Consider the following 11,236-nt stretch of genomic DNA (forward strand, 5'->3'; position numbering starts at 1 on the left):
CGTAAGATAACCCGTGTCTGCGGCGACCGTAAGCTGCAGCGAAAGTGGTTAATGCCATGAAATAGTGAGAGTTTAAGAATTATTCAGCGGCTCTGTCTGTTGTCAGAAATGTCTGTTATTGCTGGCAGGAACAGGCTGAATGGAATGATGTAAAGGCTGGACTGTTTTGCTTTGTTGATGTGCTTTTGAGGTAAAAGCGGGTATGATTACCGCTTGCAATCGTTAATTGCTTCCTCTTTTTTTAGCCTCTGGAGTTTCCCCGTTGATCAGTGTGCTTCTTGTTGATGACCATGAACTTGTCCGTGCCGGTATCCGTCGCATCCTGGAGGATGTCAAAGGACTGGCCGTGGTCGGAGAGGTCAACTGTGGCGAAGACGCGGCTAAGTGGTGCCGTGCCAACCAGGTTGATGTAATCCTTATGGATATGAACATGCCTGGGATCGGCGGACTGGAGGCAACGCGCAAAATCGTGCGTTACAATCCCGATATCAAAATCATCATGCTGACCATTCACACGGAAAATCCGCTGCCTGCTAAAGTGATGCAGGCGGGTGCAGCTGGCTACCTTAGTAAAGGGGCTGCGCCGCAGGAAGTGATCAATGCGATTCGCTCGGTGAATGCCGGTCAGCGCTATATCGCATCGGATATTGCTCAGCAGATGGCACTGAGTCAGATTGAGCCGCAAAAGGCGGAATCCCCCTTTAGCTGTTTGTCGGAAAGGGAATTGCAGATTATGCTGATGATCACCCGAGGACAAAAGGTGACGGAAATTTCCGAGCAGTTAAATCTCAGTCCTAAAACCGTTAACAGTTACCGCTACAGGATGTTCAGCAAGCTGAATATCAGTGGCGACGTAGAGTTAACGCATCTGGCCATTCGACATGGCCTCTATAATGCGGAGCCGTTAATCAGTAGTGAATGACGTTTTTGATTCCAAAGCCTTTCTGAGTACGGTAACCAGCAAACCCGGTGTTTACCGCATGTATGACGCCTCAGGCACCGTCATCTATGTGGGCAAAGCCAAAGACCTGAAGAAGCGTCTGACCAGCTACTTCCGCGCTCAGGTCGGCAGCCGCAAAACCGAAGCGCTGGTCAGCAATATCCAGCACATCGATGTCACCGTTACCCACACCGAAACCGAAGCGCTGCTGCTTGAGCATAACTACATCAAGCTCTATCAGCCGCGCTATAACGTACTGCTGCGCGACGATAAATCGTACCCCTACATCTTTCTCAGCAGCGATACCCATCCGCGACTGGCGATGCACCGTGGTGCAAAGCATGCCAAAGGCGAATACTTTGGCCCATTCCCGAACGGCTATGCGGTACGGGAAACGCTGGGGCTGCTGCAAAAAGTCTTTCCTATCCGCCAGTGTGAAAACAGCGTTTATCGCAATCGCTCCCGGCCCTGTCTGCAATATCAGATTGGCCGCTGTCTTGGTCCCTGTGTCGCGGGGCTGGTCAGTGAGGAGGAGTATGCTGAGCAGACCGACTACGTGCGCCTGTTCCTGGCCGGTAAAGACGATCAGGTGCTCAATCAGCTGGTCAGACGCATGGAAGAGGCAAGCATTGGCCTGCGCTTCGAAGAGGCGGCGCGCCTGCGCGATCAGATTCAGGCCGTGCGACGCATCACGGAGAAACAGTTTGTCTCGAATCAGGGCGATGACCTGGATGTAATGGGTGTGGCTTATGAATCGGGGATGGCCTGTCTCCACGTGCTGTTTATCCGTCAGGGCAAAGTGCTGGGCAGTCGCAGTTACTTCCCGAAAGTGCCGGTGGATACCGATCTGGCCGAAGTCGTACAGACCTTCGTCGGGCAGTTCTATCTGCAGGGCAGTGAGGCACGCACGCTGCCTGGCGACATCCTGCTGGACTTTACCCTGCCGGAGCGCGAACTGCTGGCAGAGTCGCTTAGTGAGCTGGCGGGACGTCGTGTAAACATTCAGAGCAAGCCGCGTGGCGATCGCGCCCGTTATCTCAAGCTGGCGCGCACCAATGCCGCCACGGCGTTAACCACGCGTCTGGCACAGCACTCCACGATTCATCAGCGCCTGATGGCGCTCGCGGAGTTTCTTGATCTCGACAAGATTAAACGCATGGAGTGTTTCGATATCAGCCACACCATGGGGGAGCAGACCATTGCTTCCTGCGTAGTGTTTGACCAGAATGGTCCGCTGCGCGCCGATTATCGTCGCTACAACATCACCGGTATTACACCGGGTGATGACTACGCCGCCATGAACCAGGTGTTGCGTCGCCGGTATGGTAAAGCGATTGAAGAAGATAAGATCCCGGATGTGATCCTGATTGATGGCGGTAAAGGCCAGCTGTCGCAGGCGATACAGGTCTTCGCGGAGCTGGATGTGTCATGGGATAAAAACCATCCCATCTTACTCGGCGTCGCCAAAGGCAGTGACCGTAAAGCCGGACTGGAAACGCTGTTCTTTGAGGCGGAAGGCGAGGGTGTTTCGCTGCCTCCAGATGCCCCTGCACTGCATGTGATTCAGCACATTCGTGATGACGCTCACAATCATGCGATTACAGGTCACCGTAAAAAACGGGCCAAAGTGAAGAACACCAGTGCCCTGGAAAGCATCGAAGGCGTGGGGCCGAAACGGCGTCAGCAACTGCTTAAGTACATGGGGGGCCTGCAACCGCTGATGAATGCGTCGGTGGAGGAGATCGCCAATGTACCTGGTATCTCACACGCTCTGGCAGAAAAAATATACTACTCGTTGAAACACTAGCATTGAAACGGGGGGGGCAATGTAGGAACATAGGCTAAATTTTACCTATATCCAGACAGTTACCGGCATATGCAATTAAACATCCCGACGTGTCTCACCCTGTTTCGAGTCGTGCTCATCCCGTTCTTTGTGCTGGCTTTCTATCTGCCGTTCATCTGGGCACCGCTGGCTACCGCACTAATTTTCATCTTTGCTGCTGTTACCGACTGGTTTGATGGTTTTCTGGCGCGCCGCTGGAAGCAGACGACGCGCTTTGGGGCGTTTCTCGATCCGGTTGCCGATAAAGTGCTGGTCGCAATCGCGCTGGTGCTGGTGGCAGAACATTTCCACGCCTGGTGGATTACCCTGCCTGCGGCGACCATGATTGCCCGCGAGATCATTATCTCTGCGCTGCGTGAATGGATGGCGGAAATTGGCAAGCGCAGCAGCGTGTCTGTCTCCTGGATTGGTAAAGTGAAAACGACGGCACAAATGTTGTCTCTTTTTGCACTGTTATGGCGTCCGGATGCTACCGTTGTGGCGATTGGCGTAGTGGCGTTATACATTGCGGCCGTGCTGACTTTCTGGTCGATGTTCCAGTATTTAAGCGCTGCACGCGGCGATCTGCTCGAACCGTGATCGATACGATTTAAAAAGCAGCAAACGGACGCGCTGTGAGGATAATTTTATTGACTCATTGCGCCATCTAAGTAGAATGCATCGCATCGAACGGCAGCCAGGCTGCCAGAAGATAAGTAAAATCAGCAGGTTCGACGAAGTTGCTGAAAATTGCGGGAATAGCTCAGTTGGTAGAGCACGACCTTGCCAAGGTCGGGGTCGCGAGTTCGAGTCTCGTTTCCCGCTCCAGATTCGCAGGTCAGGGTATCCTGACGGCACATCAGTTTAAGGCGCGTTGGCAGAGTGGCTATGCAGCGGATTGCAAATCCGTGTACCTCGGTTCGACTCCGGGACGCGCCTCCAGTTACACCCTGCCCGGGTGGTGAAATCGGTAGACACAAGGGATTTAAAATCCCTCGGCTGTAAGGCTGTGCGGGTTCAAGTCCCGCCCCGGGCACCATATCGAATTACCAATAAAATCAATGATAAGCAGTGTCGTATGACCGCCCCTCAGAGGCGGTTTTTTTGTGCCTGAATTCAGCATCCTAATATCCATTCCTAATATTATTTCTCTTTCACCTGTCCGCCAACTACGGGAACCACCACTATTTTTCTGTCATAAGTAGCAGTCTGCTCCACGTTTTTATGCCCCGTAATGGCTCTCTTCTCGTACAAATCCCCCTCCAGATCAGACACACCCTTTGCCTTCAAATCATGAAAAGTGAAATCAAAAAGTAGTTCTGGAAATTTGAGCTTTGCCGCTTCACGTGCAGCACTCCAGCGGCTATTAAACCCGTCTCGGGTGTAGCCAGAACCGTTAGGCTGGTGGATGATAAAAATACTGCTCATCCCTGGTTTGAGCGGCAATTCGGCAGCCATTTTGATTGCTGCTGCAAACCGTGGCGACCACGCCTTGATCTGAGCAACACTGGTTTTACTCTGTTTGATCAGTATGCCCTCATCCATGATCTGGCTCTTTTTCATTGCGAGAATATCACCCTGACGGGAGCAGGTGAGGTAGGCTAATTCCATAGCGATCTTCACCACATCAGGCGCGCATGAATAGAGAGCTTGGTACTCCGCATCGGTCACGTACCGATCTCGCGACGCCTCCTTGAACTTTTTAACCCCTTTCGTTGGATTACCCTTAACCATGCCACGCTCATAGCCCCAGCGGTACATACGGGACATGAACGCCTTTTCCCGGTTGGCCTGTACCCGACTTTTTATTCCACGTTTGTCCATGTACTTTCTGACGTGCTCAGGCCGGATTGCATCAGATGGCATGGCACCAAAAACAGCTAAAACATTTTTTGAATATTTCAGGTAGTCCCGCTGTGTTTCGCGTGCCAGTTCGAAAAAATCAGCCGATTTGAAAAAGCGGTCAGCCAGTGACGCCAGAAGCCTGTCATCAGGTATCTCATTTATCAGCGCCTCATATGCTGCCCATACAGAAGACTGGGCCGCATCCAGCGCACAGAGGCGTATAGCACCACCGTTTTTGGGATGGAACTCATAGGCTGACTTACCGCGATAAACGCGTGGCGGCATCCAGGCATCTGCAGCGTTTTTGCGAACGCGTGCCATTAATCCAGTGCTCCGAAGTTGGGTTCAAGTTGATTAGTGTCCGGGGCTTTTCTTGATGAAATGGGATCGTTGAAATGCTGCCATGTAGTTCTGGGGCGACCATCACGGCGGACCACAAAAAATATACCCGCCTGTTTCAAGCACTGGCATTGTTTTGAGGGGATTTTATAGCCGGTTATTTTTTCGATATCGGCATCAGAAATTATCACGTTTTCAATATCAGACATCTCGTTCTCTCCACATAACCTGCTGCAACAGGTCTGCTGAGCCGTGACAGGTCACGGCCTATCTATGTTTAGTTTCAATTTATCTCTTCGCGAACTTGGCGAAGCGTGTCTTAGTTAAAGATCACGGGACGTTTAATAATGGCCACCTAACATTACAGGGCGAAGCCAGATGCAATAGGGGCCGTCCTCGGTATCGTGAATGGAGCCGACAAACCAGCCGTTGCCTTCTGGCTTGGATGGCTGCCATAAGGAGATGTCGCAACCAAAGCCCCCATCGAAATACTTTTCTGCAACTTCAGATGCTGCATCGTCAGATTCTAGGGATAGAGTGAATGATTCCAGGTTGTGCTGACGCAGCCACGTGCTGAACTCACCGGGAACGCCATACTCGTTACCGTTTGCAGGCACAAAATAGTCCGGGTGTGTCCAGTAGCCGTCCTCATCACGCTGCACTTCCAAAGGTTTAATGCTCATTGGTGCCTCCCTAACCCATGCATTCCATGTAAATCCCGCTGGCAATCAGTCGGGCACGTCGTTTAGCTGCAGCTCGGTGGCGCTGGATAGCCTCTTCTGACCGATCATTGCTCTGGCTGATGACCATTGGCGGCAGTGCCTGCCGAGCTACGCGGCGTGGACGCCTGATGAGCCTGTAGGTGCGGTCGATAGAGTTGCCATCGAGACAGACAAGATTGGAGGCCTCAACCTGAAGAGTTTCGCCGCCATGCCGCATCGTATTAATGATTAGGCGATTGAACTCACGCAGGCTCATGCCAAACCGTTCCGCCAGCTCTCGGCCTGTCGCCGGGCCTTTTGATAATTGCCAGGCGAGTTTTTCGCTGAAACCTGCGTTCGGGCCGTTGCTGCGGCGATATTGGGCGAGTTTTTTCATAACTGCGCCTCCTGCTGAGCAAGACTGGAACCTGCCGGGGAGCGGGTAGGAGATGGGTTGATGCGTGCGGTGCGTCTTAGGTTGAGCTGCGAAACCAGGCTTGGTGTGTAATCGCCAGGGGTGTTACAGATGAGGCGTGGTTGGGGGTATTCGTCGAAAATTTCAGTAATCAGGTCGTCGATGTCCTGGATCATAATCATTTCCTCGATTATGGCTGGTGGGCTACTGCAATAGCCCACTGCCGTTTCTCCACATTTGAAAATAAGCCTGCTTTTAACCACATCAGGCGAGGTGGTATTCTGGTTGCTCTCACACATCCAGAAAGGGATATTTATGCGCGGAGTCGTCGTACATCATGAGCACCGCAATGGTTACATCGTTATTCGTGACCAAATTGGGGAATTCACGGTCGCAGAACTTCTCGGTAGCTATGACGTTGAGAAGGGACATGCCATATCAGGTGAACTCCATAATCTCGGTGGCGAAACCTTCATGAACGAGAGTAAGGAAGAAGAAATTGAAGTTTTTGTTCAGGGTTACGGCATGACTGAACAACAATCTATCCTCATGCTCCAAAAAACTCGCTAATCCATTTACGAAACAAATCACAGTTCTGGATCGTTGCGTTGCAGTGCTCAACAGAGATCATATGGCCTTGCGCTAAGTGAGGCTTGACCTCTTCATTCAGCTTCAAGCCCTTTCTGGCTGCCAGTTCAAGGCGTGCGACATTTTCTAAAATTGCTTCTGCTTTCTTATCCACCGCCATTTCCCCACGCTTTAATGTTTTACGAGAGGCAGGCCACGAATTCAATAAAGCTGAGTGCTTCTTCGCCTTCTTTGAGATTGTTGAAATACTCTTCGTATGCTTCGTCCATCTTTACAACCTCCAGAGGTTTCAATAGAACGGATGTTCGCATTTACGGACGTTTTGGTCAACAGTTAAAGTTCGTTTTTACGGACGCTGGCGGGTGGGGCCGAACTTTCGGCCTTTGTCTGTGTGGTTTATAGGTATTTAAGGCAGCTTAGTCTGGACAGATATGCCAGTTGCGACGATCTGTGAGAGAGACTCTAACTCGATGGTTTTATAACCGGAATTAATCGGTGCAAGATATGCGCTGGGACCGTCTATTACTAATTTTTTAATTACCGCTGTATTACCGATATTTGCTAACACAATTTGGCCCGACCGGGGTATCAGGTCAGGGTCAAATATCACAATAGCTCCCTCCGGGATGAGACCAGCCATTGAGTCATTATCCATTTCTACAGAGAACGCATGGGGGGATACGTCGTCAGTAACGGTTGTCCATTCAGAAAATTCATTTGTTTGGTTCATGAGATTTCTCCAGTCCCCCGCCTGCGACAGCGAGACTAGAGGTATTTTCTGCATGGGCCTTTGATCTATCTCAGATGAGTTACCCCTTTGTGAGTAACTGCCTCCATTTATTAACCAAGTTTCTGTGACGTTTAAAAGTTTCGCTAATTTGGGAATGTGTGTTGCTGAAGGGTTATTGCCACCATTCACCCACTGGCTAACCGTGCTCTTTGATGCCCCGGTTCCGGCTACGATGTCTCTACTGCGCAGGTTCAGTTCACGCATTTTGCTGGCAATGCGATCACTGATTGTCTGATTACCATACTGTTTCATATTCGTCCGTTTTTCTAAACTTCAAGTGTTGAAATTATTGACCAAACGGGATTCGTTAACGTAGACTGAATTTGTTCGCTTTTACGGATGAGAGGGTTATGAAAAAAAATATTGTTTTGGACTATTACGGCGGAGTAACCGCTACGGCTCGGTTTCTGAATATCTCTAAATCAAGCGTGAGCGTGTGGCCTGACCCCATCCCCTGGAAGTTTGCAATGTTGCTTTCGAAATTAACTAACAACGAACTCATGTTCGAAGCGAGTGATTATCCAGAATTAATCCCCCTTTTCGAACCACAGAAGAGGGTTCAGAAACGTGGGTAACGAGCCGAAATGGAAAGTTGAAAGGCAACCTTCGTGGCTGGTGAAAGCAGTTCGCAAAACTATTGCAGGGCTGGCTGGTGGATATAGCGAAGCTGCTGAAATTCTGGATGTAACTGAGGACGCAATTCATAACCGGTTGCGCTCAGGTGGTGATCAGATATTCCCGTTCGGCTGGTCAATGCTGTTACAGCGCGCCAGTGGCAATCACGACGTAGCGAACGCGGTTGCGAAAGTGTCCGGCGGGGTGTTTGTGCCGTTGCCTGATGTTGAGCTGGTGGATTACGGCGATATCAATCAGCGACTACTGGAGGCTATTGAGCAGATCACCCGGTACTCACAGCAGGTCAGGGCAGCTATCGAGGATGGAGTAGTAGAACCGCACGAGCGCGAGGTTATTGACGAGGAACTACACCGTGCCATTACGAAATTACAGGAGCATACAACGCTGGTTTACAAAGTTTTCTGTGCTTCAGAAAAGTGAAAGCGCCGGGTTGCAGCCCAGCGCCTTCGGCGACTACATCAATTAGTGTGGAGAAATAATCGCGTGAACAATTTAAACAGATCCCGAAACTATCCGCAATTCCGCTGCCTGCCCATGACGGGCGGGCGCAGCCAGCAGCCATTTCGTTATTCGCTCAATTTACCTGATGGCCATCACGCAGTTAACCACAGTTTCGTGGAGTGGGCTGTGGGCGTCCACCTTCAAAAATTAAGCAAAACAGGGGGCTAAATGCCCCAGCAGACAAACGAAATTATTCAGCCGTGGGTTGCGCGTTATGCCGACCCACGCGGTGTGATTGTTGAAACCATTGGCGTTGATGTAGCGAATAACAGGGTGCTGTTCAGGCGTCCAGGCTATCCGCACGTCTGCGTCCAGCCCCGCAATCTGTGGGGCCAGAAGTTCAGGAGAGTTGGATGAGCGTGAAATTGTCTGCATACGTCTGGGACGGTTGCGCGGCGTCAGGCATGAAAATCACCAGTGTGGCCATCATGGCGCGCCTGGCTGATTTCTCAAGTGATGAGGGGGTTTGCTGGCCGTCAATTGCCACAATCGCCCGCCAGATTGGGGCTGGTCCCAGCACTGTACGCACCTCAATACGCAAGCTGGAGGCTGATGGCTGGCTGAACAGTACGCCACGGCGTAAGGGCAACCGCAACACCTCGAATATGTATCAGCTAAACGTCAGGAAACTGCGCGAAGCCGCTGCTGTTCACCAGCCAGAATCTGATGCGTCAGAATCTGACACATCAAAATGTGACACGTCAAAATCTGATGCACCAAATTTTGATGCGTCAAATTTTCACCCGTCAAAATCCGGCCAGAAAACGGGTTTTCACCCCCCAGAATCTGGCGACGATCCGTCAGTAAGATCAAAACATGATCCATTAGATAAAAACCTCTCTTGTCCGGACGCTTCGCGACCAGACGACTCGCCTGTGGATAACCCCGATCAAATCCTGGCTCGCTTTCCCGACGCGGTGGTTTACAGCGAGAAGAAACGCCTGTGGGGCAGCCATGAGGACTTGAAGTGCGCGGAATGGATATGGGGGCAGATCACACAACTCTACGAGAAGGCGGCAGAGGCTGACGGCGAACTGGCAAGGCCCAAAGAGCCGAACTGGGCTGCGTGGGCGAATGACGTGCGCCTGATGTGCTCACAGGACCAGCGCACACACTTCCAGATTTGCAAGATGTTCAAACGCGTTCAGAGCGATCCGTTCTGGTGCCGGAACATCCTCAGCCCTGCAAAACTCCGCGAAAAATGGGATGAGCTGGTGGTAAGGCTCGGTCCGGTTCAGCGGTCAGTCACAGACATTTCACCAGTGGATTACGCCATCCCGGAAGGGTTTCGCGGTTATTAAGGGATTTCAAAAATGACTACGCTATCGAAAATTTACGACAACAAATCTAAAACTGAAACGAACATCACGACCCGCAAAACCTACCTGCTGGGTGTTGATGAACTCTATGTCGAGATTGGTTACAACATCCGGGAAATCGATCAGACCCACGTCGAGGAGTTCCGTGATGCCTACATCGCTGGTGAGCAGGTGCCTCCGCTCGCTGTGCAGGTAACTGAGCAGGGCATAAAAATCATCGATGGCCACCACCGTTACTACGGGGCCAAACTGGCACAAGAGGCCGGTTATGACATCCGCCTGGAATGCAAAGACTTCATAGGCAGCGAGGCGGACCGTATCGCTTTCATGGTCACGTCCAGCCAGGGACGCGCACTGGAACCACTTGAGCGAGCAGCTGCATATCAGCGCCTGATTAATCAGGGCTGGGAACAGGCTCAGATTGCCAAAAAAGTTAAACGCTCGATCACTGACGTTGAAAACCACTTGTCGCTGCTGACGTCTGGCGATGAGTTGATCGCACTGGTTAAAAACAAAGAGGTTGCTGCCACTACAGCCGTCGCGCTGGTTCGTGAGCATGGTGCGTCAGCAGGCAGGGTGGCAAAAACAGAACTGGAAAAGGTCAAAGCAGCGGGCAAGAAAAAGCTGACCAAAGCTGCCGCCATGACGCAATTCAGTGCCAAACAGTCTCGCCAGCTGGTGGAGCTGTTAGCCAAACATTGCCAGGCAGAGCAGGATGAGGAGGGCGCACGCGTTACTCTGACGCTTGAGACTGACCTGCAGGTAGCTGAGTTGATGGATATCATTCAGGCCGCCAGAGAGCATTACGGCGTCACTACGTCCGTAAGTGAACAACCGGCACCGGCTGAGCCAGAGAATGACGAGGGTGATGACCTGCCGCTGCTGAAACATGAAATCCTGGAGAAGAGCGGCGTAGAGGTCTGGGCCTGTATTCAGGCGGCGTTCAAAATCAAATCCCAATATACCTACGCTCAGTCCAAATATGCGCACACATGGGCGGCAGACTCAGTTGAGCACCCTGAGCACGTAGTTGTTCCAGAGGAAACCATCCAGTCAGCCCTGCGATTCATCCAGCAGCACCAGGATGACCAGGCGATCAAGCAGTGGTTATCTGAGCAGCATGATGATCCCGAGGTAGTGGAAGAGCAGTTGCAGCAGTTCTCCAGCGTGCTGATTGGTTTGCGGCAGGACCAGCCATGCACGGTTCAGGAGTTCATCGAGCTGGTGGAACAGACCGACCGTGATTGCTGGTCCAATTACCGCATGCTGCGTCAGGCCGTGCGCGAGGTCGCGGGTCAACTGACTATCCCGGACATGGGAGAGTTGCAGTGAAAAAT

16 protein-coding genes and 3 tRNA genes are annotated in these 11,236 nt (G+C 51.7%); 12 read left to right on the forward strand and 7 right to left on the reverse strand.

Annotated elements, in window-relative coordinates:
• Positions 1–262: 262 nt before the first annotated feature.
• From uvrY to ACN1CO_RS02885, 6 genes are all read left to right on the forward strand, one after another.
• Positions 263–922 (forward strand): UvrY/SirA/GacA family response regulator transcription factor, encoded by a 660-nt coding sequence (gene uvrY, locus ACN1CO_RS02860; RefSeq protein WP_010246608.1) that lies wholly within the window; start codon positions 263–265, stop codon positions 920–922.
• On the forward strand, positions 915–2,747 hold the full coding sequence (gene uvrC, locus ACN1CO_RS02865) for an excinuclease ABC subunit UvrC (RefSeq protein WP_419137515.1): 1,833 nt from the start codon (positions 915–917) through the stop codon (positions 2,745–2,747). The genes uvrY and uvrC overlap by 8 nt, the downstream gene beginning before the upstream one ends.
• Before the next feature lie 69 nt (positions 2,748–2,816).
• Positions 2,817–3,365 (forward strand): CDP-diacylglycerol--glycerol-3-phosphate 3-phosphatidyltransferase, encoded by a 549-nt coding sequence (gene pgsA, locus ACN1CO_RS02870; RefSeq protein WP_008925896.1) that lies wholly within the window; start codon positions 2,817–2,819, stop codon positions 3,363–3,365.
• A gap of 152 nt (positions 3,366–3,517) precedes the next feature.
• Positions 3,518–3,593, forward strand: a tRNA-Gly gene (locus ACN1CO_RS02875).
• A 40-nt stretch (positions 3,594–3,633) separates the two neighbouring features.
• Positions 3,634–3,707, forward strand: a tRNA-Cys gene (locus ACN1CO_RS02880).
• 10 nt (positions 3,708–3,717) lie between these two features.
• Positions 3,718–3,804, forward strand: a tRNA-Leu gene (locus tag ACN1CO_RS02885).
• A 104-nt stretch (positions 3,805–3,908) separates the two neighbouring features.
• Here the strand turns inward: ACN1CO_RS02885 and ACN1CO_RS02890 are convergent.
• The 5 genes from ACN1CO_RS02890 to ACN1CO_RS02910 all read right to left on the reverse strand — a co-directional run bounded on the left by ACN1CO_RS02890 (position 3,909) and on the right by ACN1CO_RS02910 (position 6,241).
• Positions 3,909–4,931 carry a tyrosine-type recombinase/integrase gene (locus tag ACN1CO_RS02890; protein ID WP_419137517.1) on the reverse strand — a complete coding sequence of 341 codons (1,023 nt, stop codon included), beginning with the start codon at positions 4,929–4,931 and terminating at the stop codon, positions 3,909–3,911.
• A complete protein-coding gene (locus ACN1CO_RS02895; RefSeq protein WP_064704762.1) occupies positions 4,931–5,158 on the reverse strand; it encodes a DUF4224 domain-containing protein in 228 nt (75 codons plus the stop codon). The genes ACN1CO_RS02890 and ACN1CO_RS02895 overlap by 1 nt, the downstream gene beginning before the upstream one ends.
• A gap of 132 nt (positions 5,159–5,290) precedes the next feature.
• Complete coding sequence (locus tag ACN1CO_RS02900; RefSeq protein ID WP_419137520.1) at positions 5,291–5,632, reverse strand: hypothetical protein; 342 nt, start codon at positions 5,630–5,632, stop codon at positions 5,291–5,293.
• A 10-nt stretch (positions 5,633–5,642) separates the two neighbouring features.
• Positions 5,643–6,047, reverse strand: coding sequence for a hypothetical protein (locus ACN1CO_RS02905; protein WP_419137522.1), 405 nt, complete (start codon positions 6,045–6,047; stop codon positions 5,643–5,645).
• The gene (locus ACN1CO_RS02910; protein WP_409390039.1) at positions 6,044–6,241 is read right to left on the reverse strand and encodes a hypothetical protein; all 198 of its coding nucleotides are present in this window, start codon (positions 6,239–6,241) and stop codon (positions 6,044–6,046) included. Before ACN1CO_RS02910 ends, ACN1CO_RS02905 begins: the two co-directional genes overlap by 4 nt.
• Before the next feature lie 139 nt (positions 6,242–6,380).
• Here ACN1CO_RS02910 and ACN1CO_RS02915 point away from each other — a divergent pair, with 139 nt between their 5' ends.
• A complete protein-coding gene (locus tag ACN1CO_RS02915; RefSeq protein WP_419137524.1) occupies positions 6,381–6,635 on the forward strand; it encodes a hypothetical protein in 255 nt (84 codons plus the stop codon).
• On the opposite strand, the gene ACN1CO_RS02920 is transcribed toward ACN1CO_RS02915, so the two are convergent.
• Together ACN1CO_RS02920 and ACN1CO_RS02925 are read right to left on the reverse strand one after the other, a co-directional pair.
• The gene (locus ACN1CO_RS02920; protein ID WP_163657216.1) at positions 6,613–6,807 is read right to left on the reverse strand and encodes a hypothetical protein; all 195 of its coding nucleotides are present in this window, start codon (positions 6,805–6,807) and stop codon (positions 6,613–6,615) included. The two genes, ACN1CO_RS02915 and ACN1CO_RS02920, sit on opposite strands and share 23 nt — an antisense overlap.
• A 252-nt stretch (positions 6,808–7,059) precedes the next feature.
• A complete protein-coding gene (locus ACN1CO_RS02925; protein ID WP_081273833.1) occupies positions 7,060–7,695 on the reverse strand; it encodes a LexA family protein in 636 nt (211 codons plus the stop codon).
• Between the two features lie 98 nt (positions 7,696–7,793).
• Here ACN1CO_RS02925 and ACN1CO_RS02930 point away from each other — a divergent pair, with 98 nt between their 5' ends.
• From ACN1CO_RS02930 to ACN1CO_RS02950, 5 genes are all read left to right on the forward strand, one after another.
• Positions 7,794–8,018, forward strand: coding sequence for a Cro/CI family transcriptional regulator (locus ACN1CO_RS02930; RefSeq protein ID WP_163657217.1), 225 nt, complete (start codon positions 7,794–7,796; stop codon positions 8,016–8,018).
• On the forward strand, positions 8,011–8,499 hold the full coding sequence (locus ACN1CO_RS02935; protein ID WP_419137527.1) for a YmfL family putative regulatory protein: 489 nt from the start codon (positions 8,011–8,013) through the stop codon (positions 8,497–8,499). The genes ACN1CO_RS02930 and ACN1CO_RS02935 overlap by 8 nt, the downstream gene beginning before the upstream one ends.
• A 249-nt stretch (positions 8,500–8,748) precedes the next feature.
• Positions 8,749–8,937 carry a DUF4222 domain-containing protein gene (locus ACN1CO_RS02940; RefSeq protein ID WP_083068488.1) on the forward strand — a complete coding sequence of 63 codons (189 nt, stop codon included), beginning with the start codon at positions 8,749–8,751 and terminating at the stop codon, positions 8,935–8,937.
• Positions 8,934–9,881 (forward strand): helix-turn-helix domain-containing protein, encoded by a 948-nt coding sequence (locus ACN1CO_RS02945; protein WP_419137530.1) that lies wholly within the window; start codon positions 8,934–8,936, stop codon positions 9,879–9,881. Before ACN1CO_RS02940 ends, ACN1CO_RS02945 begins: the two co-directional genes overlap by 4 nt.
• 12 nt (positions 9,882–9,893) lie before the next feature.
• Positions 9,894–11,231 (forward strand): ParB/RepB/Spo0J family partition protein, encoded by a 1,338-nt coding sequence (locus ACN1CO_RS02950; protein ID WP_419137531.1) that lies wholly within the window; start codon positions 9,894–9,896, stop codon positions 11,229–11,231.
• Positions 11,232–11,236 lie beyond the last annotated feature (5 nt).

Origin of the sequence: Pantoea sp. R13S299 (genome assembly GCF_048515925.1) — a bacterium.
Classification (GTDB): domain Bacteria; phylum Pseudomonadota; class Gammaproteobacteria; order Enterobacterales; family Enterobacteriaceae; genus Pantoea.

Excerpts from the sequence above, each read along its gene's own strand:
- ACN1CO_RS02930 (WP_163657217.1), top strand. The coding sequence starts at position 7,794 with ATGAAAAAAAATATTGTTTTGGACTATTACGGCGGAGTAACCGCTACG.
- ACN1CO_RS02900 (WP_419137520.1), bottom strand. The coding sequence starts at position 5,632 with ATGAGCATTAAACCTTTGGAAGTGCAGCGTGATGAGGACGGCTACTGG.
- ACN1CO_RS02925 (WP_081273833.1), bottom strand. The coding sequence starts at position 7,695 with ATGAAACAGTATGGTAATCAGACAATCAGTGATCGCATTGCCAGCAAA.
- ACN1CO_RS02910 (WP_409390039.1), bottom strand. The coding sequence starts at position 6,241 with ATGATCCAGGACATCGACGACCTGATTACTGAAATTTTCGACGAATAC.
- ACN1CO_RS02915 (WP_419137524.1), top strand. The coding sequence starts at position 6,381 with ATGCGCGGAGTCGTCGTACATCATGAGCACCGCAATGGTTACATCGTT.
- pgsA (WP_008925896.1), top strand. The coding sequence starts at position 2,817 with ATGCAATTAAACATCCCGACGTGTCTCACCCTGTTTCGAGTCGTGCTC.
- ACN1CO_RS02890 (WP_419137517.1), bottom strand. The coding sequence starts at position 4,931 with ATGGCACGCGTTCGCAAAAACGCTGCAGATGCCTGGATGCCGCCACGC.
- ACN1CO_RS02950 (WP_419137531.1), top strand. The coding sequence starts at position 9,894 with ATGACTACGCTATCGAAAATTTACGACAACAAATCTAAAACTGAAACG.
- ACN1CO_RS02905 (WP_419137522.1), bottom strand. The coding sequence starts at position 6,047 with ATGAAAAAACTCGCCCAATATCGCCGCAGCAACGGCCCGAACGCAGGT.
- ACN1CO_RS02895 (WP_064704762.1), bottom strand. The coding sequence starts at position 5,158 with ATGTCTGATATTGAAAACGTGATAATTTCTGATGCCGATATCGAAAAA.
- ACN1CO_RS02945 (WP_419137530.1), top strand. The coding sequence starts at position 8,934 with ATGAGCGTGAAATTGTCTGCATACGTCTGGGACGGTTGCGCGGCGTCA.
- ACN1CO_RS02940 (WP_083068488.1), top strand. The coding sequence starts at position 8,749 with ATGCCCCAGCAGACAAACGAAATTATTCAGCCGTGGGTTGCGCGTTAT.